Genomic DNA, 21,502 nt, shown 5'->3' with positions numbered 1-21,502 from the left:
TCAGGATGAGGGGTGAGAGTGGGGATTGGGGAGATGGAATATGGCTGAGGGCGCGTTTCTCTATATTCTCCGATGTGCCGATGGGAGTTTCTACATCGGGATCACGCGGACCGCGCTCGAGATCAGAGTAGCGCAGCATAATTCCGGAACGGTTGGCGGCTATACCGCGACGCGCCGACCGGTGACGCTGGTCTATTCGCAATGGTTCGATCGCATCACCGACGCGATCGAGAATGAGCGCAAGCTCAAGAAATGGAGCAGGGCCAAGAAGGAGGCGTTTATACGCGGCGATTATGCGGCTCTGCGCCAGCTATCGGCACGAAGATCGCCGCACTCGTCCACCCAACCCGCCTAACGGACCGACACCTCAATGCCGACACCCTGCACCCAAACAGTCCAAGCCCGCTGCGTTCGCCTGCTAGCCAAAGCCGATAACCCTGCCGCGCTTGCGCCGACCGTGGAAACGCATGCGCTGTCACGCGCGGCGAACGAACTGCTGATCGAGATCAAGGCTGCCGCCGTCAATCCCTCCGATGTGAAAGCCGCGACCGGGCTGATGCCTTACGCGGGGTTTCCGCGCACGCCGGGGCGTGACTATGCCGGCCTTGTGATCGACGGGCCCGAGGGGTGGGTCGGGCGTGAGGTGTTCGGCTCGTCCGGCGATCTCGGCATTCGCCGCGACGGCACGCATGCCACGCATCTCGCGGTCGAGTCCGAGGCGGTGGTGGAGAAGCCGAAGGGCATTTCGTGGGAGGAGGCCGCGGGCATCGGCGTGCCGTTCGTCACGGCGATCGAGGGCTTTCGCCGCGCCGGCCTGCCGAAGCCCGGTGAGGCCGTGCTGGTCTTGGGCGTCAACGGCAAGGTCGGGCAAGCCGCGGTGCAGATCGCGACCTGGCAAGGCGCGCGTGTCATCGGCGTGGCGCGCAAGAGCGAGCCCTATGAAGGGCACAGCAACGCGAAGGTCGAGATGATCGATGCCTCAAGCACCGATGTAGCGGCGCGCGTGCGCGAGCTCACCGGTGGCAAGGGCGCCGACATCGTCTTCAACACGGTTGGCGATCCCTATTTCCAGGCCGCGCACAAATCGCTGGCGCTGCGCGGACGGCAGATCCTGATCGCGGCTGTCGACCGCATCGTGCAGTTCAATATCCTCGAATTCTATCGCGGCCAGCACACCTATGTCGGCATCGACACGCTGGGCCTGTCGTCGATCGCAACCGGCGCGGTGCTGCGTGAACTCGGCCCCGGTTTCGCCAGCGCGAACCTGAAGCCCTTTCCGATCAAGGCGAGCGCGATCTATCCGCTGGAGCAGGCGAAGGCCGCATTCCTCGCCGTGGCCGGCTCGTCGCGCGACAGGGTGATCCTGCGGCCGTGATGGATTGATGCCGTCATTGCGAGGAGCGGAAGCGACGAAGCAATCCATGCCTCAGCAAGTGGCGAGATGGATTGCTTCCCTTCGCTCGCAATGACGCCAATGTGCGGCGGCCACCAGTATAAGAATTCTCAATCCGCCGCCTTCGTCACGATCCGCACCTCCGACGTCAGCGTGCGGTGCACCGGGCACTTGTCGGCGATCTCCATCAGCCGCTTGCGCTGGTCGTCGTCGAGCGACGGGCCCTCGATCTTGATGACACGGTCGATCTGGTCGAGCATGCCTTCGCGCGTCTCGCACTCCTCGCAATCCTTGGCGTAGATCTTGCTGTGCGTCAGCGTCACCGTGACACGATCGAGCGGCAGCGCCTTGCGGTCGGCGTACAGGCGCATCGTCATCGAGGTGCAGGCGCCAAGTCCCGCGAGCACGAGATCATAAGGGCCGGGGCCTGAGTCCTCGCCGCCGACTGCGGCCGGTTCGTCCGCCAGCAATCGGTGCGGGCCGACGGTGACGGTCTGCTGGAATTTGCTGTTGCGCGTCTCGCGCACCACGACACGGCGCGGCGCCTCAGTGAGATCAACGGCGGTCTCGCGCACCGCTTGCCCGATATAGCGCTCGGACCACGCCGCGATGACATCGGCGGCATAGGTGGTGTCGCGCTTGTCGGTGAGGAGGTGATCGGCGTCGGCGAGCGAGACGAAGCTCTTGGGGTGCTTGGCCGCGATGAACAGCTTGGTGGCATTCTCGATGCCGACCGTGTCGTCGGTCGGTGCGTGCATAACCAAGAGCGCCTTGTGCAGCTTCGCGACCTGCGCCAGCAGATTCTGCTCGGCGATGTCGTCGAGGAATTCGCGCTTGATGCGGAACGGCCGGCCGGCGAGCGAGACCTCGACTTCGCCTTGCTCGCGGATGTCCTCGACGCGGTCCTTGAGCAAATGGGTGACGTGGGCGGGATCGGAGGGCGCGGCGATGGTGACGATGGCCTTCGCCTCGGGGATCTGCGCGGCAGCGGCGAGGATCGCAGCGCCGCCGAGGCTGTGGCCGATCAAGAGATCTGGCGCTTTCCGGGTTTCGCGCAAATGATGGGCGGCACGAACGAGATCGACGACGTTGGAGGAGAAGGTCGAATTGGCGAAATCGCCTTCGCTGGAGCCGAGCCCCGTAAAATCGAAGCGCAGCACCGCGATGCCTTTGGCGGCAAGCGCGACCGCAATGCGCTTGGCCGCCAGCACGTCCTTGCCGCACGTGAAGCAATGCGCAAACAGCGCGTAAGCGTTGATCTCGCCGTCAGGCGTATCCAGCGCGGCGGCGAGCTGGTGTCCTTCCGAGCTTGCGAATTGGAAGCGTTCAGTCGGCACGGCTACCCTCCATCGCTTTTTTCCTTCACCTCTCCCTGCGGGAGAGGCGAGGAATGGCGCCATCAATGGCTAATCACCCGAGTAACGTTCTTCCTTCCAGGGATCGCCGCGGTTGTGATAGCCGCGGACCTCCCAATAGCCCGGCGCATCCCGCGTGAGGAATTCGATCCCCTGCAGCCATTTGGCGCTTTTCCAGAAATAGAGATGCGGCACCACGAGCCGCACCGGGCCGCCATGCTCCTCGGTCAGCGGTTTGCCTGACCAGCTATGGGCGAGCAGCGCGTCCTCGGCGGCAAAATCCTCCAGTGCGAGATTGGTGGTGTAGCCGTCATAGCAATGCAGCACCACGAAAAGCGCATCCTCATGCGGCTCGCAGGCGGCCAAGAGATCGCGGGTCGCAAGGCCCTGCCACTGATTGTCGAAGCGTGACCAGGTGGTGACGCAATGGATGTCGGAGACGAATTGCGACTGCGGCTGCGCGGTGAACTGCGTCCAATCCCAGAACACCGGATGTTCCACGGCGCCATAGACGTCGAGCCGCCAGCGCTCGCGCGCAATCTCCGGCGTCAGTCCGAGATCGAGCGTCGGCCAGTCGCGGGTGAGATGCTGGCCGGGCGGCAGGCGCTGCTCCTCGGGACGCGAGATCCTGCCGGTGAGGAAGCGGCCCTCGCGTGCCCAGCGCTCCTTGCTGCGCGTCAGCTTGCTTTCCGGCGGCGGCTCCTGGTCGTCAGCCATTGGTCAATCTTTGGCGTCACTCGTGGCGATGCATCGCCGATTCATGCTTGGTGTCGCGCATGGTTGCATAGATCAGAAGCGAGAGGAAGATCATGCCGCTGAGGTAATAGTAGAACCATTGTTCGTGCCCGAGGCTCTTGAAATAGAGCGCGATCGCCGGTGCCGTACCGCCGAACAGCGACACCGTGATCGCATAGGGCAGGCCCACGCCGAGCGCGCGGACATTGGTCGGAAACAGTTCGGCCTTCACCACGGCGTTGATCGACGTGTAGCCGGCGGTGAAGATCCAGGCGGCGCAGATCAACAGGAACGCGATAAACGGCGTCTTGGCGTCCTTCAGCGCGGTCAGGATCGGCACGGTCGCGAGCGTGCCGACCACGCCGAAGAAGATCAGGAGCGGCTTGCGGCCGATGCGGTCGGACAGCGCGCCGTAGAGCGGTTGCAGAATGGTCGCGAAAATCAGCGAACCGAAGATCACGAACGTGGTCTGGTCCTCGGTGAGGCCCACCGACAATTTGACGAAGGTCTGCATATAGGTGGTGAAGGTGTAGAACGCCGCGGTGCCTCCCGCGGTCAGCCCGACCACCAGCAGCAGTTCGCGCGGGTAGTTCAGGAGTTTTGTGATCGAGCCGGTCGGCTTGCTCACCTTCTTTGCTTCCTCGAAGGCGTCGGTCTCCTGCAGGCTGCGCCGCATCACCGCTGCGATCACGGCAAGCGCCGCGCCGATCGCGAAGGGAATTCGCCAGCCCCAGTCCTTTAGCTGTTCCGGCGTCAAGAACACCTTCTGCAGCAAGAGCAGCACGATGATCGCGGTGAGCTGGCCGCCGATCAAGGTGACGTATTGGAAGCTCGAATAGAAGCCGCGATTCTTGGCGTCGGCGACCTCGCTGAGATAGGTGGCGCTCGCGCCATATTCGCCGCCAAGGCTAAGGCCCTCGATCACGCGCGCCAGCGCGAGGATCGCGGGCGCAGCAAAGCCGATCGTGGCGTAAGTCGGCGTCACCGCGATGATCAGCGAGCCGAAACACATGCAGACCACGGAAACCGTGAGCGACAGCCGCCGCCCATAGCGGTCGGCGATGAAGCCGAACAGCCAGCCGCCGAGCGGCCGCATCAGGAAAGTCGCGGCGAATATCACGGCCGCGTTGAACTGCTGCACCACCGGATCGTTGCCGGGAAAGAACGCCGGCGCGAAATACAGCGCGAAAGCGGTGTAGGCGTAGAAGTCGTACCACTCGACGAGATTGCCGACCGAGCCGATGAAGATCGCCTTGATGCGACGTTCGACGTCACGAATGTCGAGGGGCCCGTCGGCGATCCCAGCGGCCTGATCTGTCATATTGGAACTCCACGCACGGCAATTTGATCATCCGGCCCGACACTTCTCACGGCATCAGGAGCGGCTGCGGCCCGCGTAGCATGTCGAATATCGTCGGCGCAATTGCCGATGGGCGCTTCTCTCCTCTCGATAACCCTCATCCTGAGGAGCCTGCGGAGCAGGCGTCTCGAAGGATGGGCCCCGGGTGAGATAGGGGCCTCATGGTTCGAGACGGCGCTGCGCGCCTCCTCACCATGAGGGGAGATATCCTTATCTCGCCGCCCTTGGATCGATCGGCGTAGTGCCGCGCACGCCCAAAATATCCTCCAGCGCCTTGGCGCCGGCGAGCAGGTTGGCCTCGCCGCGCGGCGGCGCCACCATCTGCAGTCCGACCGGCAGGCCGGAGGTGGTGAAGCCGCAGGGCAGGGACAGCGCCGGACAACACGCAAGTGTGATCGCATAGACGATGCCGAGCCACTCCACGTAATTGTCGAACGTCTTGCCGTCGCATTCGGCGACATAGCGGTTCTCGATCGGGAACGGCGCGACGATGGTCGCAGGCGTCAGCAACAGGTCGTAGGTCCCGAAGAATTCGAGGGTGCGTGCCGTCATGGCGACGCGCTGGGCCTCGGCGCGTTCGATCTGCTCGACCGTCAACTTCAGGCCTTCCTCGATGTTCCAGATCACCTCCGGCTTGAGCAGGTCGCGTTTGGTGCGAAGCAGCGCCGCCTTGGTGACGGCGAAATCGAAAGCGCGCAGCACGTGGAAACATTCATGGGCTTCGCTGAGGTCGGGATGTGCTTCCTCGACGATGGCGCCTGCTTCGGCAAAGCGTTCCGCCGCCTTCCGCGTGACCGCCCTGACTTCTGGATCGACCGGGGTGATGCCGAGGTCGGGCGAATAGGCGATGCGTTTCGGTTTCTTGCCGGAGCGCGCCGCTGAGAGGAACGACGTCGTCGGCGCCGGCAACGACAGCGGGTCGGCGGCGTACTCGCCGCTCATGGCATCGAGCAACAGCGCGAGATCCTCGACGTTGCGCGCCATCGGGCCGTGAACGGTCAGGTTGCGATCGATCATGGCGCTCGGCGTGTGGGCGACGCGGCCGATGCTGGGCCGCATTCCGACGATGCCGCAGAAACTGGCTGGATTGCGCAGCGATCCACCCATGTCGGTGCCGTGGGCAAGCCACGCCATTCCGGTCGCAAGCGCGACCGCCGCTCCGCCGGAAGAGCCGGATGCCGAGCGCGACGTATCCCAAGGGTTCAATGTCGCGCCGAACACTTCATTGAAGGTGTTGGCGCCGGCGCCGAATTCTGGCGTGTTCGATTTGGCGTAGACCACACCGCCATTCGTTTCCAGATGTGTCACGACGATGTCGGACCTGGTGGCGACGGTATCCTTGAAGATCGGCGATCCCTGCGTGGTGAGGACATCAGCGACGTTGGTGAGATCCTTGATCGGCACCGGCAGGCCCGCGAGCAGACCGCGCTCGGCAGCCGGCTTCTGCATCAGCGCTTCGGCGTGCCTCCGCGCGCGGTCGAAGCACAGGATCGGAAGCGCGTTGACCTTGTCGTCGACCTCGGCGATCCGTTTTTCCAGGACGTCGAGCAGGTCGAGCGGTGTGACCTCGCCCGCCCGCAACTTGTCGACGACTGTGCAGGCGCTCTCCCGCACCAGGCCTTGATCCGTCACTTGCATCTCCATTGATTGCAGTTCGTAACAGCGGAGGGAGCTAGTGCTCTAGACCATTTTCCGGCAAAGTGGAAACGTGCTGGGGAATGGCCGGAACCGGAGACCTGCTGATGACGACACCCTTCTCTGCGCTCGATTGGCGCGCCATGAGCCAGGAGGAGCGTGACCGCGGTTTGAACAACGGTGCCGCAGTTGTAGGCAGCGGTGATATTGTCGGAGGGTGGGGGGAGCGTTCTGCGGAGTTGCGCAAGCGCTATCCCAATCACATCGATCTCCGCTACGGCCCGCGCGAGCGCAACCGCATCGATTTCCTGAAAGCGGGCGAGCGCGCGCCGACGCTGCTGTTCATCCATGGCGGCTACTGGCAGATGCGGTCGAAGGAGTTCTTCACGGTGATGGCCGAAGGACCGATGGCGCATGGCATCAATGTCGCGCTGATCGGCTATACGCTCGCGCCGGAGGCGACGCTCGACGAGATCGTCGCCGAGATCCACGCCGGCACCGACTTCCTCGCCAAGCAGTTGCCGGCGCTGGGAGCGGCCGAAAATGGCATCGTCGTCTCCGGCTGGTCGGCCGGCGGTCATCTGACCGCAATGGCGCTGTCGCATCAGCATGTCCGGGGCGGGGTCGCGATCAGTGGCATCTACGACCTCGAGCCGATCCGGATGAGCTATCTCAACGTCAAGCTCGGGCTCGACGAGGCGGCCTCCCACCGCAATTCACCAATGCGACAGGCCGGCGGGCCGCTCAAGCCGTTGTCGCTGGTGGTCGGCAGCGGCGAACTGCCGCTCTTGCGCAAGCAGACCGCCGATTTCGCCGGGCACCGCGCCGATTATGGTTTGCCGGTGACGTATGAGGAGATTCCCGGCGCCGATCATTTTTCAATCATGGACGAGATGATGTCGCCGAACGGGCGGATCACAGCGCTGATCCGGCGGTTGTGCGAGGCTCCATAGGCGTCATCGCGAATTGGCCGTAGCCCGGGTGGAGCGAAGCGTAACCCGGGGTGCTCGTAATCGCAGACGCAGGTATCCCGGGTTGCGCTTCGCTTCGCCCGGGCTACGATCGAATCCATCACCACCCCGCACTGATGCCGCCGTCCACCGTGTAGATCACGCCCGACGTATAACCCGCGCGGTCGGACGCGAGGAAAGCCATGAGGTCGGCGATCTCGCGCGCGTGGGCGGGGCGGCCGAGCGGCAGGCTCTTCTGGAATTCCTTGTAGCGGTTCTCGTCGCCGAACTGATGTTTGGCGCGGGTCTTGAGCAGCGTGACATGCCGGTCGGTGCCGACGGGACCGGGATTGATGCCGACGACGCGGATATTGTCGGCGAGACTCTTGCCGCCGAGGGCGCGGGTCAGCGCCATCAGCGCGGCGTTGCCGGCGCTGCCGGCGATGTAGTTGGCATCGAACTTCTCGCCGGCGGCGCCGATGTCATTGATGATCACGCCACCGCCGCGGGCCTTCATCTGCGCGTAGATCGCGCGGGTGAGGTTGATATAGCCGAACACCTTGAGTTCCCAGGCGTGCCGCCAGGTCGCCTCATCGATCTTGTCGATCGAGCCGCCGGGGATATCGCCGGCGTTGTTGACGAGGATGTCGATATCGGCAGCCTCTCTTGCCAATCGCGTCAGATCCTCCGGCTTGCGCAGGTCGACGACGGATGTGGCGGCATCGATCTGGTGGACCGAGCGCAGGCGGTCGGCCAGCGCCTTCAACTGGTCGCCGCTGCGGGCGGCCAGCAGCAGATGGCAGCCTTCCTCGGCAAAGGCCTCGGCGGCGGCCGCGCCGATGCCCTTGGAGGCGCCGGTGATCAAGACGCGCTTGCCGCGCAGATGCAGGTCCATGGCAATACTCGCTGTGCTGGAGAGGATTGGAAAAAGTCGGCGAAATTGGTAGGCGGCAGGTGGGACGGCGGTCAACATTGCACTGCAGCGTTGCGCCAAGGCGAAGTTTGGTCCATTGCAGGGCTCGAGAATAGACGGCGCCTCAAGCCGGGCAAATCACAAGGGTGTTCTTCATGGCCAACGCAAAGAAACAGTATCGGATCGCGGTCATTCCCGGCGACGGCATCGGCAAGGAAGTCATGCCCGAAGGCTTGCGCGTGCTCGAGGCCGCCGCGAAGAAACATGGCGTTGCCGTGCAGTTCGACCATTTCGATTTCGCCTCTTACGACTATTACGCGAAGCACGGCCAGATGATGCCTGACGATTGGAAGGAGAAGATCGGCAAGCACGACGCGATCTATTTCGGCGCGGTCGGCTGGCCGGCCAAGATTCCGGATCATGTCTCGCTGTGGGGCTCGCTGATCAAGTTCCGGCGTGAGTTCGACCAATACGTCAACCTGCGCCCGGTGCGGCTGATGCCGGGCGTGCCGTCGCCGCTCGCGAACCGCAAGCCCGGCGATATCGACTTCTGGGTGGTGCGCGAGAATACCGAAGGCGAATACTCATCGGTCGGCGGCCGGATGTTCCCGGACACCGAGCGCGAGTTCGTGACGCAGCAGACGGTGATGACGCGCATCGGCGTCGACCGCATCCTGAAATTCGCCTTCGATCTGGCGCAGTCGCGGCCGAAGAAGCATCTGACTTCGGCGACGAAGTCGAACGGCATCTCCATCACCATGCCCTATTGGGACGAGCGCGTGGAGGCGATGGCCAAGACGTATCCGTCGGTGAAGTGGGACAAGTACCACATCGACATCCTGACCGCGAACTTCGTGCTGCATCCGGACTGGTTCGACGTCGTGGTCGGCTCCAACCTGTTCGGAGATATCCTCTCCGATCTCGGCCCGGCATGCACCGGCACCATCGGCATTGCGCCGTCGGGCAATATCAATCCGGAAGGCGATTTCCCGTCGGTGTTCGAGCCGGTGCACGGCTCGGCGCCCGATATCGCCGGGCACGGGATCGCTAATCCGATCGGCATGATCTGGTCAGGCGCGATGATGCTGGAGCATCTCGGCGAGAAGCAGGCCGCGGATGCGGTGGTCGGCGCGATCGAGCGGACGCTCGCCGAACGCACGCTCCGTACCCGCGACCTCGGCGGCAATGCCGACACGGAGACTTGCGGCAAGGCGGTCGCTGAGATGGTGGATTGAGCTGGCTCCTCATGGTGAGGAGGCGCGTCTTCGCGCCGTCTCGAACCATGAGGCCCCGATCTCGCCTGCGGCCCATCCTTCGAGACGCCGCTGTGCGGCTCCTCAGGATGAGGGCGGAGTGTGCGGCAACTTCGTAGGGTGGGCAAAGGCGCGCTTGCGCCGTGCCCACCATCACCTGCACCGCCCGCAATGGTGGGCACGCTTCGCTTTGCCCACCCTACGACTACGCGACTACGACTTCACGATGCGGCGGCAATGCTCCCACGCTGCTTGCAGGAGGTTCTCGCTGGCCTCCGGCGTGCGGAAGGCGGAATGCGCCGAGAGCGTCACGTTCGGCAGTTTCGTCAGCGGATGATCGGCGGGCAGCGGCTCGACGGTGAAGACATCGAGGCCGGCGTGGCGGATGTGGCCTGACTTCAGCGCATCGATCATCGCGGCTTCGTCGACGATGGCGGCGCGGGCGGTGTTGACGAAGATGACGCCCGGCTTCATCGCGGCGATGCGCTCGCGGGTGATGAAGCCCCTCGTGTCGTCGTTGAGCAGAAGATGCAGCGACACGACATGGCTCTGCGCGAGCAGCGTGTCGAGATCGACGAAGTCGACGCCCGGATAGCTCTTCGGCGAGCGGTTCCAGGCGATCACGCGCATTCCCGATCCGAGCGCGATGCGTGCGACTTCAGCCGCGATGCCACCGAAGCCGATCAGGCCGAGCGTCTTGCCGGTGAGCTGCATGCCGTCCTCACGCAGCCAATTGCCGGCGCGCATCTCGCGGTCCATCTGTGCCAGCACGCGCGCGGAGGCCCACATCAGCGCAACAGCGGATTCCGCCACGGCGGTGTCGCCATAGCCCTTGATCAGATGCACGGAGATGCCGAGCTCGGCGAGCTCCTCCGGATTCATGTAGCTGCGCGCGCCGGTGCCGAGGAACACAACGTGCTTGAGCCCGGTGCATTGCTTCGCGATGTCGGTCGGCAGCGCGGTGTGGTCGATGACGCCGATCTCGGCGCCGTCGAGCACTTTTGGCAGTTGGTCGGAAGTGACGTCCGGATCGCGGTGCACGCGCACCTCGGGGTCGCCGGGTTTTTCCAGCCGCTCGAAGATCACCGCAAGCGATTCATTGGCGTCGACAAAAACCCCGCGCACAGCACTTCTCCGTCTTGCTTGGTGGATCGATCAGGACGCGACGCCGGCGAGTGCCAGCACCGTGTGCATCAGCACGTTGGCGCCGGCGGCGCAATCGGTTTGCGTTGCGTCCTCGAGCTCGTTGTGGCTGATGCCGTCCTTGCAGGGCACGAACACCATTGCTGCCGGCATCACGGTGTTGAGGTTGCAGGCGTCGTGGCCGGCGCCCGACGTGATGCGCCGGTGCGAATAGCCGAGTTGCGTCGCGGCGTTCTCGACGGCGTCGACCAGCTTGGGATCGAAATGCGTCGGCGGCTTGCGCCAGACCAGGTCGAGCGTGACCTCGACCTTGCGTCGCGCCGCGATCTCGGCAATGGCTGCGCGCAGGTCCTTGTCCAGCGCGTCCATGATGGCGGCATCGGCGCTGCGGCAGTCGAGGGTGAAGGCGATCTCGCCGGGAATGACGTTGCGCGAGGGATTTGCGATCACGGCTTCACCGATGGTGCCGACCGCGTTCGGCCCGTGCTTCCTGGCGATCCTCTCCATTGCCAGCACGATCTCCGACAACGTCGCCAGCGCGTCGCGTCGCAGCGGCATCGGCGTCGAGCCGGCATGGCTCTCGAAGCCGGTGATCTTGCCGTCGTACCACAAGACCCCCTGGCCGGAATCGACCACGCCGATGGTCTTGTTCTCGGCTTCCAGGATCGGGCCCTGCTCGATATGCAACTCGACGAAGCCCGAGAATTTTTGCGTGCCGACCGGCGTCGTGCCGCGATAACCGATGCTGTCAAGCGCCTCGCCGACCGTGACGCCCTCGGCATCCCTGCGCGACAGGATGTTGTCAGTGGTGAAATCGCCGACATAGGCGGCGGAGGCCATCATTGCCGGTGCGAAGCGCGAGCCCTCTTCATTGGTCCAGTTGCAGATGCAGATCGGCATCTCGGTCTCGATGCCGGCATCGTTGAGCGTGCGCACGACTTCGAGCGCGGCCAGAGTGCCAAGTACGCCGTCATATTTGCCGCCGGTCGGCTGGGTGTCGAGATGCGAGCCGAGCCCGATCGGCGGCTTCGACATGTCGCGGCCCTTGCGCAGGCCGAACATCGAGCCGAGCGCGTCGACGTGAACCTCCAAGCCTGCGTCCTCGCAGGCCTTGCGGAACCAGTCGCGCACCTGCTTATCCTCGGCGCTCAAGGTCAGCCGCCGCACGCCGCCTTTCGGCGTCGCGCCGAATTTGGCGGTTTCGTGAATCGTGCCCCAGAGGCGGGCGGAATCGATCTGCAGGTTGGATGCGGCTCGGCTCATGCGCTTGTTACCTTTTCGCAGTCATTCCGGGGCGCCCGAAGGGCGAACCCGGAATCTCGAGATTCCGGGTTCGATGCTAACGCATCGCCCCGGAATGACGGTGATTGTCTTGTTCAATGACGCGCCCGCAGCGCCTCGTCAACCGACGGGCTCGCTTGCGCGATCTGGCGCGCGAGATCGGCGACGCGCTCGACTGCGGCAATATCGGGAGAGGTGAGCCAGCTTGCGTTGAAGGTGAGCGGCGCCATCTTGATGTCGGTATCGAGCAGTTGCAGCCGTCCGTCGGCGAGTTCGTTCTCGACGATGGCTGACGGGATCACGGCAATACCGAGCCCTTCGATCGCCATGTGGATCACCGTTGCCAGCGAGGCGCTGGCGTGCAGCCGGATCGGCGGCAGGTCCGGCCGTTCGAACACCGCGCGTACGCTTTCGTAAGGCACTGTCTTGCGGGGAAAGGTGATGATCGGAAAGCGCGCCAGGTCGCGCCGCGCCACCGGGCCGTTGCCGAGGCCAAGCGCCGGGCTCGCCAGAAACCCGATCGGATAGTCGCAGAGCACGCGGCTCTGCACGCCCGACGCCGACAGCGGCCCCACCACGAAGGCGAGCTCGATCTCTTGCGCGAGCAGCCGCGCGCTCAAATTCGGCGTGATGTCGACCTCGATTTCGAGCGACAGGTTCGGATAGACCTCGTTGACGCTCTTGACGAGGCGCGTCAGCCAGGTGTGCACGATGGTCTCGGCGACACCGAGCCGCAGCACGCCGCGCATCGCGGAGCGGTCGCCGATCTCGGCCATCATCTCCGAGCGCAGCCCGATCAGCTTCTCGGCATAGACCATCATCTGCCGGCCGCTCGGCGTCGGCGAGGCCACCCGATGGTCGCGGTTGAGCAGCTTCACGCCCAGCTCGCGTTCGAGCTGGGCGATGCGTTGGGAGATCGCCGGCTGGGTCGTGTTGAGCCGCTGCGCCGCCCCACGGAAGCTTCCGAGCTTGACCACCCAGAGGAACGTTTCGATCGACCTGAAATCAAGCATTGGATGCTTTTTCCCATCCGATAAATTGGATTTATCGAATTCGATTAGAAAGGAAGATTAGACTTTATAGCACGCTTGGTGTTGGCTGCACTTGTTGAGATATTAGGCAGGTCGATTTAATGACTGTTTTTGCGGCAGTGCAGCAAGCCAGTGGCACCGACACCATGCTTCCGAGCCGAGAGGCCCGGCTGGCCTGCCGCAACGGGATGGCTTCGAGCACCGCCGGGGTGGCGAACGGCTTTGTCCAGGGCAACCTGGCCATCCTGCCGGAAAAGCTCGCCGGCGCGTTCCATCGCTTCTGCCAGCTCAACCCGAAGCCGTGCCCGATCATCGGCATGTCTGAAGTCGGCGATGTCAGCATTCCTGCGCTCGGCCTCGACCTCGACATCCGCACCGACGTGCCGCGCTATCGCGTCTGGCGCGACGGCGAGGTGGTGGAGGAGCCGACCGACATCATGCAGCATTGGCGCGACGATCTCGTCGCCTTTGTGCTTGGCTGCTCCTTCTCATTCGAAGAAGCGCTGATGGATGAGGGCCTGCCGATCCGCCATATCGAGCGTAACGTGCGGGTGCCGATGTACCGCACCAACATCGCCTGCAGCCCAGCGGGCCCGTTCGCGGGACCGATGGTGGTGTCGATGCGTCCGTTCAAGCCGGCGGATGCGATCCGCGCGGTGCAGGTCACCTCGCGCTTTCCCTCAGTGCACGGCGCGCCGGTGCATCTCGGCCATCCGCACCTGATCGGCATCAACGACATCGCCAAGCCCGACTATGGCGATCCGGTTCCGGTCGAAGCCGACGAGATCCCGGTATTCTGGGCATGCGGCGTGACCCCGCAGGCGGTGATCGCGAGTGCAAAGCTGCCATTCGCAATCACGCATGCGCCGGGACTGATGCTGATCACCGATCTCAGGAACAAACAATTGGCGGTGCTGTAAAGGGCAGCGCCTGCCATTTCTTGAGGCTTTACCGCAACACTCATCCGTTTCATTCGATAGCTACGCTTCAATTAAGGGGGAATTTCCGCAAATGACGATCACTCGCCGCAATGTGTTGCTTGGAGCCACCGCTGCCGCCGCGCTCGCGCCGATCGCTGCGCGCGCGCAAACCAGTGAGGTGGTGATCGGCGTGATCTATCCGCTGTCCGGCGCCAGCGCCCAGATTGGCGTCGACGCAAAAGGCATTCGAGACCGCGGCCGACATCATCAACAAGAACTATGATTTCGAGCTGCCGCTCGCCAAGGGCGAGGGCCTGTCCGGCCTCGGCGGCGCCAAGGTCCGCCTCGTCTTCGCCGATCACCAGGCCGATCCGCAGAAGGGCCGCGCCGAAGCCGAGCGCCTGATCACGCAGGAGAAGGTCTGCGCCATCGTCGGCACCTACCAGAGCGCGGTTGCCGTCACCGTCAGCCAGATCTGCGAGCGCTACCAGATTCCGTTCATCTCGGCCGACAATTCCTCGCCGAGCCTGCATCGCCGCGGCCTGAAATTCTATTTCCGCGCAGCACCTCATGACGAGATGTTCTCGACCGCGATGTTCGACTTCTTCGATGCGATGAAGAAGAAGGGCACCAAGATCAACACCCTGTCGCTGTTCCATGAGGATACGATCTTCGGCACCGACTCCGGCAACGCGCAGACCAAGCTCGCGGGCGAGCGCGGCTACAAGATCGTTGCCGACATCAAGTACCGCGCCAACTCGCCGTCGCTGTCGGCCGAGGTGCAGCAGCTCAAGGCTGGTAATGCCGACGTGCTGATGCCCTCGAGCTACACCACCGACGGCATCCTCCTGGTGAAGACCATGGCCGAGCTCGGCTACAAGCCGAATGCGATCGTGGCACAGGACGCCGGCTTCTCCGAGAAAGCGCTGTATGACGCGGTCGGCGACAAGCTCGAAGGCGTGATCTCGCGCGGCAGCTTCTCGCTCGATCTCGCCGCCAAGCGGCCGATGGTCGGCAAGATCAACGCGATGTTCAAGGAGAGGTCGGGCAAGGACTTCAACGACTATTCGTCGCGCCAGTTCATGGGCCTGATCGTGATGGCTGATGCCATCAACCGCGCCAAGTCCACCGATGGCGAGAAGATCCGCGAGGCGCTGGTCGCGACCGACATGCCGGGCGAGGTGACCATCATGCCCTGGAAGCGCGTGAAGTTCGACGACATGGGCCAGAACAACGACGCCGATCCGGTGCTGCTGCAATATATCGGCGGCAAGTTCGTCACGATCTTCCCGCCGCAGGCGGCCGTCGCCGAAGCCGTCTGGCCGATGAAGTAACCGGCGCGGGCAGAGGATATAACGTTGTGATGTTGGATTCCACGACAGCCGCACGTTCCGTCATTGCGAGCGAAGCGAAGCAATCCATGCCGGCACGAGGTCGAGCAGTGGATTGCTTCGTCGCTTCGCTCCTCGCAATGACGAATGGCGAGGTCGGTACGGAGAAACAGCGGTGACAGCCGAGACCATTATCCAGTCGCTGGCGAGCGGCCTCCTGATGGGGCTGCTTTATGGGCTGATCGCCGTCGGGCTGGCGCTGATCTTCGGCCTGATGGACGTCGTGAACTTCGCCCATGGCGAGTTCCTGATGATCGCGATGTACGCGACATTCTTCCTGTTCGCGTTCTTCGCGATCGACCCGCTGTTGTCGGCGCCGCTGGTGGCGGCGGCGCTGTTTGTGTTCGGGGCGGTCGTCTATCTCTTGATCGTGCGCTTTGCCGTGCGCGCCAAGGCCAACGCCGGCATGGTGCAGATCTTCTCGACCTTCGGCCTTGCGATCGTGATGCGCGGACTGGCGCAGTTCTTCTTCACGCCCGACTATCGCAGCGTCACCAATTCCTGGCTCGGCGGGAAAACCATCTCGATTGGCGGCATCTTCCTGCCGGAGCCGCAGCTCGTCGGCGCGCTGGTGTCGATCGCGGCCTTCGCGGGGCTCTACTTCTTCATCCATCGCACCGATTTCGGCCGCGCGCTGGAAGCAACGCGTGAGGACGCCGGTGCAGTGGCGCTGGTCGGCATCGACAAGAACCGGGTGTTCGCGCTCGGCTGGGGCCTCGGCGCCGCGTTGGTCGGGCTCGCCGGCGCGATTATGGCGATCTTCTTCTATGTCTATCCCGATGTCGGCGCGTCCTTCGCGCTGATCGCCTATGTCACCGTGGCGCTCGGCGGCTTCGGCAGCGTGTTCGGTGCTTTCGCCGGCGGCATCATCGTCGGCCTGGTCGAAGCGACCACGGCGCTGATCCTGCCGCCGTCGCTGAAATCGGTCGGCATTTATGCTGTCTATCTGCTCGTCGTTTTCGTCCGCCCGCGCGGCCTGTTCGGGTCGATGTGATGGACAAGGATTTTACCAGGCGGCGCCGCCGCGAGTTGATCGTCGCCTTTTGCCTTGCGGCCGTCGCCGCGCTGGTGCCGCTGTTCGTGAAGGACGTCTACGTCCAGAACGTCATGGTGCTGACGCTGATGTATGCGGCGCTCTCGCAGAGCTGGAACATCCTGTCCGGCTATTGCGGACAGATCTCGCTCGGCCACGCGCTTTATTTCGGGCTCGGCGCCTACACGACCGCGCTGCTGTTCACCAAGTTCGGCGTGCTCCCCTGGTTCGGCATGCTCGCGGGCGGCGCGCTCTCGGCGCTGATCGCGATGGCGCTCGGCTATCCCTGCTTCCGCCTGCGCGGGCACTATTTCGTCATCGCCACCATCGTCATCGCCGAGATCGGGCTGCTGCTGATCCAGAACTGGGACTGGGCTGGGGCGGCGCTCGGCATCGACATCCCCGTGCGCGGCGATAGCTGGCTGAAATTCCAGTTCACGCGCAGCAAGCTGCCCTATTTCTATTTCGCGCTGGCGCTCGCCTGCGTCGCCTGGTTCGTCACCTGGTGGCTGGAGGATTCCAAATGGGGCTATTGGTGGCGCGCGGTGAAGGACAATCCGGACGCCGCCGAAAGCCTTGGCGTCGTCGTGTTCAATTCCAAGATGGGAGCGGCAGCGGTGTCCGCGTTCCTGGTCGCCGTCGGCGGCGGGTTCTACGCGCAGTTCGTGTCCTACATCGACCCTGAAAGCGTGATGGGCTTCCAGTTCTCGCTGCTGATGGCGCTGCCCGCGGTGCTCGGCGGCATCGGCACGCTGTGGGGGCCGGTGCTTGGCGCCGTGATCCTGATCCCGCTGACCGAACTGACCCGTTCCTTCATCGGCGGCTCCGGGCGCGGCGTGGACCTGATCGTCTACGGCACGCTGATCGTGCTGATCTCATTGGCGCTTCCGAGAGGGCTGGTGAGCCTGTTCGCGCGGCCCAAGTTCTTCTGGCGCAAGGCGGCCGTGCGATGACGGCGCTCCTGGAAACACGTGGCGTCTGGCAGCGGTTCGGCGGCCTCGTTGCCAACAGCGACGTCTCGATCTCGGTCGGGCGCGGCGAGATCGTCGGGCTGATCGGCCCCAACGGCGCCGGCAAGTCGACCCTGTTCAACCTGATCGCCGGCGTGCTGCCGCCCACTCAAGGCTCGATCTGGTTCGATGGCGAGGATGTCACGAGATTACCGGCGGCGGAACGCTGCCAGCGCGGCATCGGCCGCACCTTCCAGGTCGTCAAGAGCTTCGAGACCATGACGGTCCTCGACAACGTCATCGTCGGCGCGCTGATCCGCAACACGGTCATGCGCGTGGCCCGCCGCAAGGCGCATGAAGTGCTGGAATTCTGCGGGCTCGGCGCGCGTGCCGACGTGCCGGCAAGCGACCTGGTACCATCAGAGAAGCGTCGGCTTGAGGTCGCCCGTGCGCTTGCGACCGAACCAAAACTCTTGCTGCTCGACGAAGTCTTGACCGGCCTGACGCCGGTGGAAGCCAAGACCGGCGTCGAACTGGTGCGCAAGGTGCGCGACACCGGCGTCACGGTGCTGATGGTCGAGCACGTCATGGAAATCGTGATGCCGCTGGTCGACCGCGCCATCGTGCTCGACCTCGGCAAGGTGCTGGTCGAGGGCAAGCCGTCCGAGGTCGTCCGCGATCCGAAGGTCATCACTGCCTATCTTGGGGATCGTCATGCTGTCGGTGCATGAAGTCACCACCGCCTATCAGGGGCTGGTCGCGATCTCCGCCGTCTCGATCGAGGTCGCCAAGGGCGAGATCGTCTGCGTCGCCGGCGCCAACGGGGCCGGCAAGTCGACGCTTCTGAAATCGATCGCCGGCGCCGAGCGCCCGCGCTCCGGCACCGTCACCTTCGACGGGGCGCGGATCGATGGCAAGCCGCAGCATATCATCACCGCCGGCGGCATTGCCTTCGTGCCGGAAAATCGCCGGCTGTTTCCGCGCCTGTCGGTGCGCGACAATCTTCGCCTCGGCAGTTATCTCTATCGCAGCGAAGCCAACCGCGACGAGCCGCTCGACCTCGTGTTCAAATTGTTCCCGCGGCTCTCGGAGCGGCTGGAGCAGCGCGCCGAGACGCTGTCCGGCGGTGAGCAGCAAATGCTCGCGATCGGCCGCGCGCTGATGACCCGCCCGCGGCTGTTGATGTTGGACGAGCCGTCGCAGGGCATCATGCCAAAGCTGGTCGACGAGATCTTCCAGGCGGTGAAGCGCATCCGCGACGCCGGCATGACCGTGTTGATCGTCGAGCAGCGCATGGCCGAATGTCTTGAGATCGCCGACCGCGCCTACATCCTGCAGACTGGCCGCGTGCTGATGCAGGGACCGGCCGCCGAGATCAGCACCAATCCCGACGTACGCAAGGCGTATCTGGGGCTTTGATAGTGTCGTAGCCCGGGTGGAGCGAAGCGCAACCGGGCTACGTCTCCGTCATTGCGAGCGAAGCGAAGCAATCCACCTCTCCACACGCGCGGAGAGAAATGGATTGCTTCGCTTCGCTCGCAATGACGGGAGGAGAGGCTAGCCGTGCCCATGCTCCGCCCTACGAATTCAATGCGCGTCATGCTCCGGCAGCGTTAGCCCGAACACCTTCGTCAAATCGGCCACCTGTTCCGGCGATAGATATCGCGGGTTCAGCCCGCGCAGCAGCAGATACAACTTCGCGGTTTCCTCCAGTTCCTCCGTCGCGAACACCGCGGCCTCCAGCGTGTCGCCTGAAACCACCGGTCCATGATTGGCGAGCAGCACGGATGAATATTTGCCCGCCAGCCCCTTGATCGCGTCGGCCACCGCAGGGTCGCCGGGACGATAATAAGGCACCAGCGCAGTCTGGCCGCATTTCATCACATAATAGGCCGTCAACGGCGGCAGCGCGGCGCGCGGGTCGATCTCGGGCAGCATCGAGAGTGCCACCGAATGGGTCGAATGCAGATGCACCACGGCGCGCGCCGCACCGCGGGTCTGATAGAGCGCGGTGTGCAGCGGCACCTCCTTGGTCGGCGCGTCGCCCGAGACCAGCCGTCCATCAGCATCGAGCCGCGACATCCTGCTAGGGTCGAGGAAACCGAGCGAGGCATTGGTCGGCGTCACCAGCCAGCCGCCCTCGTCTAATCTCACGCTGATATTGCCTGACGAACCCGGCGTCAGCCCGCGCTCGAACAGCGAGCGGCCGAAGCGGCAGATTTCCTCACGGAGCTTTGTTTCGCTCATGGCAGCCATACCCGTTTCCCGCCTTGTCTCACGCTTTGGCACGGCGGCCAAGCCGTGATACGCAGGGGCAAGACACCAAGAAGAATGTGAGGGACCGCCGCATGCCAGACCAGTTAAAAACCCGCGTTGCTGTGATCGGGCTCGGCTCGATGGGATCAGGCATGGCGACCTCGCTGTTGCGCGCGGGTTTTGAGGTGACCGGCTGCGACGTCTCCGCCGACAGCGTCGCGCGGTTCGTCCAGAGCGGCGGCAAGGGCGCGAAGACGCCGAAGGAAGCCGCCGATGGCGCCGATATCGTGGTCAGTGTGGTCGTCAACGCCGCTCAGACCGAAACAATCCTGTTCGGCGAAAATGGCGTGGCAGAGACGCTGCCGAAGGGATCCGTGTTTGTCTCCTCCGCGACCATGGACCCCGATGTGGCGCGGCGCTTGGCAAAGCAGCTCGAGGCGACCGGACGGCATTATCTCGATGCCCCGATCTCCGGCGGCGCCCAGCGTGCGGCGCAGGGCGAACTCACCATCCTCGCTTCCGGCAGCGCGGCGGCATTCGCCAAGGCCCGTCCCGCGCTCGATGCGATGGCGGCCAAGCTCTACGAACTCGGCGATGCGGCCGGGCAGGGCGCCGCGTTCAAGATGATCAACCAGCTCCTCGCCGGCGTGCATATCGCCGCCGCCTCGGAGGCGATTGCGTTCGCGGCCAAACAGGGGCTCGACATCCGCAAGGTCTACGAGGTGATCACGGCCTCCGCCGGCAATTCCTGGATGTTCGAGAACCGCATGCCGCATGTGCTCGACGGCGACTACACGCCGCGCAGCGCGGTGGAGATTTTCGTCAAGGATCTCGGCATTATCCAGGACATGGCTCGGTCAGCGAGATTCCCGGTGCCGGTCGCAGCCGCTGCGCTGCAGATGTTCCTGATGACGGCCGCCGCCGGCATGGGGCGCGATGACGACGCCTCGGTGGCGCGCATCTACGCCCGCGTCACCGGCACGAAGCTGCCCGGCGAATAAAACTAAAGAGGATCGTCGATGCCCCGCTTTGCCGCCAATCTCACCATGATGTTCAACGAGGTTGCGTTCCTCGACCGTTTCGAGGCCGCGGCGAAAGCCGGCTTCACCGCGGTGGAGTTCCTGTTTCCCTATGACCATCCGGCGAAGGAGGTCGGCGAGCGGCTGCGCAAGAACGGCCTGACGCAGGCGCTGTTTAACCTGCCACCGGGCGATTGGGCGGCCGGAGAGAAAGGGTTCGCGGCGCTGCCGGACCGGTTTGCCGATCTGCAGGCGAGCCTTGCCACCGCGCTGCCTTATGCGGAGGAGACCGGCGTCAAGCGCGTGCACCTGATGGCGGGGATCGCGGAGAGGAGCGACAGCGGGGCGGTCGAGGCATTTTATAAATCCGTCACATGGGCTGCTGAGTTCTTCGCGCCGCACGGCCTCGACGTCGTGATCGAGCCGATCAATCCGCGCAACGTGCCCGGCTATTTCCTCAACGATTTCGGCTTTGCCAGCGACCTGATCAAAGAATTGAAGATTCCGAACCTGAAGCTGCAGTTCGACATCTATCACTGCCAGATCATCCATGGCGACGTCACGATGCGGCTGCGCGAGATGATGCCGATCATCGGCCACACCCAGATCGCCAGCATCCCCTCGCGCAACGAGCCCGATGGCGAAGAGCTGAACTACCCGTTCCTGTTCGATGAGCTCGACCGGCTCGGTTATGCCGGCTTCGTCGGCTGCGAATATAATCCGCGCGGCAAGACCACCGAGGGGATGTCCCGATCGGTGTTGAACTACGTCGGGCCGACGTTGCCAGAATGAATGTTACGCGGCCCTTGTGACATGGGCAACGGGCTTGATCGTCATGGGATTGTGGTGAGCTTGAAGGGCCGCACGCAGAATCGCCAATTGCT

20 protein-coding genes and 1 pseudogene are annotated in these 21,502 nt (G+C 64.1%); 12 read left to right on the top strand and 9 right to left on the bottom strand.

Annotation, left to right across the window (positions count from 1 at the left end; translation table 11 throughout):
- The first annotated feature begins 40 nt into the window (after nucleotides 1-40).
- Both ACZYOF_RS07595 and ACZYOF_RS07590 read left to right on the top strand, forming a co-directional pair.
- Nucleotides 41-355 (top strand): GIY-YIG nuclease family protein, encoded by a 315-nt coding sequence (locus ACZYOF_RS07595; RefSeq protein WP_130580820.1) that lies wholly within the window; start codon nucleotides 41-43, stop codon nucleotides 353-355.
- Between the two features lie 15 nt (nucleotides 356-370).
- The gene (locus ACZYOF_RS07590) at nucleotides 371-1,375 is read left to right on the top strand and encodes a quinone oxidoreductase family protein (protein ID WP_463715339.1); all 1,005 of its coding nucleotides are present in this window, start codon (nucleotides 371-373) and stop codon (nucleotides 1,373-1,375) included.
- Between the two features lie 128 nt (nucleotides 1,376-1,503).
- Here the strand turns inward: ACZYOF_RS07590 and ACZYOF_RS07585 are convergent, their stop codons facing one another.
- The 4 genes from ACZYOF_RS07585 to ACZYOF_RS07570 form a co-directional block, all read right to left on the bottom strand.
- The gene (locus ACZYOF_RS07585) at nucleotides 1,504-2,730 is read right to left on the bottom strand and encodes a bifunctional alpha/beta hydrolase/OsmC family protein (protein WP_463715338.1); all 1,227 of its coding nucleotides are present in this window, start codon (nucleotides 2,728-2,730) and stop codon (nucleotides 1,504-1,506) included.
- A 69-nt stretch (nucleotides 2,731-2,799) separates the two neighbouring features.
- Nucleotides 2,800-3,465, bottom strand: coding sequence for a sulfite oxidase-like oxidoreductase (locus ACZYOF_RS07580; RefSeq protein ID WP_130580822.1), 666 nt, complete (start codon nucleotides 3,463-3,465; stop codon nucleotides 2,800-2,802).
- Between the two features lie 16 nt (nucleotides 3,466-3,481).
- Complete coding sequence (locus tag ACZYOF_RS07575) at nucleotides 3,482-4,804, bottom strand: MFS transporter (protein WP_463715337.1); 1,323 nt, start codon at nucleotides 4,802-4,804, stop codon at nucleotides 3,482-3,484.
- Nucleotides 4,805-5,053: 249 nt separating this feature from the next.
- Nucleotides 5,054-6,481, bottom strand: a complete 1,428-nt coding sequence (locus ACZYOF_RS07570; protein WP_463715381.1) for an amidase — start codon at nucleotides 6,479-6,481, stop codon at nucleotides 5,054-5,056.
- A 104-nt stretch (nucleotides 6,482-6,585) separates the two neighbouring features.
- On the opposite strand from ACZYOF_RS07570, the gene ACZYOF_RS07565 reads away from it, so the two are divergent.
- Entirely contained in the window at nucleotides 6,586-7,431 is an 846-nt protein-coding gene (locus ACZYOF_RS07565) for an alpha/beta hydrolase (protein ID WP_130580824.1), read from the top strand.
- A gap of 118 nt (nucleotides 7,432-7,549) precedes the next feature.
- Here the strand turns inward: ACZYOF_RS07565 and ACZYOF_RS07560 are convergent, their stop codons facing one another.
- Nucleotides 7,550-8,323: an SDR family oxidoreductase gene (locus tag ACZYOF_RS07560; RefSeq protein WP_130583928.1), complete on the bottom strand. Its 774-nt coding sequence runs from the start codon at nucleotides 8,321-8,323 to the stop codon at nucleotides 7,550-7,552.
- Nucleotides 8,324-8,496: 173 nt separating this feature from the next.
- Here ACZYOF_RS07560 and ACZYOF_RS07555 point away from each other — a divergent pair, with 173 nt between their 5' ends.
- Complete coding sequence (locus tag ACZYOF_RS07555; protein ID WP_282529535.1) at nucleotides 8,497-9,576, top strand: tartrate dehydrogenase; 1,080 nt, start codon at nucleotides 8,497-8,499, stop codon at nucleotides 9,574-9,576.
- A gap of 231 nt (nucleotides 9,577-9,807) precedes the next feature.
- On the opposite strand, the gene ACZYOF_RS07550 is transcribed toward ACZYOF_RS07555, so the two are convergent.
- The 3 genes from ACZYOF_RS07550 to ACZYOF_RS07540 form a co-directional block, all read right to left on the bottom strand.
- The gene (locus ACZYOF_RS07550) at nucleotides 9,808-10,719 is read right to left on the bottom strand and encodes an NAD(P)-dependent oxidoreductase (RefSeq protein ID WP_463715336.1); all 912 of its coding nucleotides are present in this window, start codon (nucleotides 10,717-10,719) and stop codon (nucleotides 9,808-9,810) included.
- A gap of 30 nt (nucleotides 10,720-10,749) precedes the next feature.
- The gene (locus tag ACZYOF_RS07545) at nucleotides 10,750-12,000 is read right to left on the bottom strand and encodes an allantoate amidohydrolase (protein ID WP_463715335.1); all 1,251 of its coding nucleotides are present in this window, start codon (nucleotides 11,998-12,000) and stop codon (nucleotides 10,750-10,752) included.
- A 113-nt stretch (nucleotides 12,001-12,113) separates the two neighbouring features.
- The gene (locus ACZYOF_RS07540; protein WP_130580306.1) at nucleotides 12,114-13,031 is read right to left on the bottom strand and encodes a LysR family transcriptional regulator; all 918 of its coding nucleotides are present in this window, start codon (nucleotides 13,029-13,031) and stop codon (nucleotides 12,114-12,116) included.
- A gap of 119 nt (nucleotides 13,032-13,150) precedes the next feature.
- Between ACZYOF_RS07540 and ACZYOF_RS07535 the strand changes: the two genes are divergently transcribed.
- The 6 genes and pseudogenes from ACZYOF_RS07535 (at nucleotide 13,151) to ACZYOF_RS07510 (ending at nucleotide 18,762) form a co-directional block, all read left to right on the top strand.
- On the top strand, nucleotides 13,151-13,969 hold the full coding sequence (locus ACZYOF_RS07535) for a putative hydro-lyase (RefSeq protein ID WP_463715334.1): 819 nt from the start codon (nucleotides 13,151-13,153) through the stop codon (nucleotides 13,967-13,969).
- Between the two features lie 91 nt (nucleotides 13,970-14,060).
- Nucleotides 14,061-15,303, top strand: a pseudogene (locus ACZYOF_RS07530) (ABC transporter substrate-binding protein).
- A gap of 172 nt (nucleotides 15,304-15,475) precedes the next feature.
- Nucleotides 15,476-16,354 (top strand): branched-chain amino acid ABC transporter permease, encoded by an 879-nt coding sequence (locus ACZYOF_RS07525; protein WP_463715333.1) that lies wholly within the window; start codon nucleotides 15,476-15,478, stop codon nucleotides 16,352-16,354.
- Nucleotides 16,354-17,346, top strand: a complete 993-nt coding sequence (locus tag ACZYOF_RS07520; protein WP_463715332.1) for a branched-chain amino acid ABC transporter permease — start codon at nucleotides 16,354-16,356, stop codon at nucleotides 17,344-17,346. The genes ACZYOF_RS07525 and ACZYOF_RS07520 overlap by 1 nt, the downstream gene beginning before the upstream one ends.
- Nucleotides 17,343-18,074, top strand: coding sequence for an ABC transporter ATP-binding protein (locus ACZYOF_RS07515; protein WP_130580307.1), 732 nt, complete (start codon nucleotides 17,343-17,345; stop codon nucleotides 18,072-18,074). The genes ACZYOF_RS07520 and ACZYOF_RS07515 overlap by 4 nt, the downstream gene beginning before the upstream one ends.
- Entirely contained in the window at nucleotides 18,058-18,762 is a 705-nt protein-coding gene (locus ACZYOF_RS07510; RefSeq protein WP_463715331.1) for an ABC transporter ATP-binding protein, read from the top strand. The genes ACZYOF_RS07515 and ACZYOF_RS07510 overlap by 17 nt, the downstream gene beginning before the upstream one ends.
- A 168-nt stretch (nucleotides 18,763-18,930) precedes the next feature.
- On the opposite strand, the gene otnC is transcribed toward ACZYOF_RS07510, so the two are convergent.
- Nucleotides 18,931-19,590, bottom strand: coding sequence for a 3-oxo-tetronate 4-phosphate decarboxylase (gene otnC / locus ACZYOF_RS07505; protein WP_463715380.1), 660 nt, complete (start codon nucleotides 19,588-19,590; stop codon nucleotides 18,931-18,933).
- Between the two features lie 86 nt (nucleotides 19,591-19,676).
- Between otnC and ltnD the strand changes: the two genes are divergently transcribed.
- Both ltnD and otnI read left to right on the top strand, forming a co-directional pair.
- Nucleotides 19,677-20,600, top strand: a complete 924-nt coding sequence (gene ltnD / locus ACZYOF_RS07500; RefSeq protein ID WP_463715330.1) for an L-threonate dehydrogenase — start codon at nucleotides 19,677-19,679, stop codon at nucleotides 20,598-20,600.
- 18 nt (nucleotides 20,601-20,618) lie between these two features.
- Nucleotides 20,619-21,410, top strand: a complete 792-nt coding sequence (otnI, locus tag ACZYOF_RS07495; RefSeq protein WP_463715329.1) for a 2-oxo-tetronate isomerase — start codon at nucleotides 20,619-20,621, stop codon at nucleotides 21,408-21,410.
- Nucleotides 21,411-21,502 lie beyond the last annotated feature (92 nt).

This window comes from Bradyrhizobium sp. LeoA1Lang (assembly GCF_055413685.1).
The sequence above is the reverse complement of the archived record's forward strand: the minus strand, read 5'-3'. Positions and strand labels throughout refer to the sequence as shown.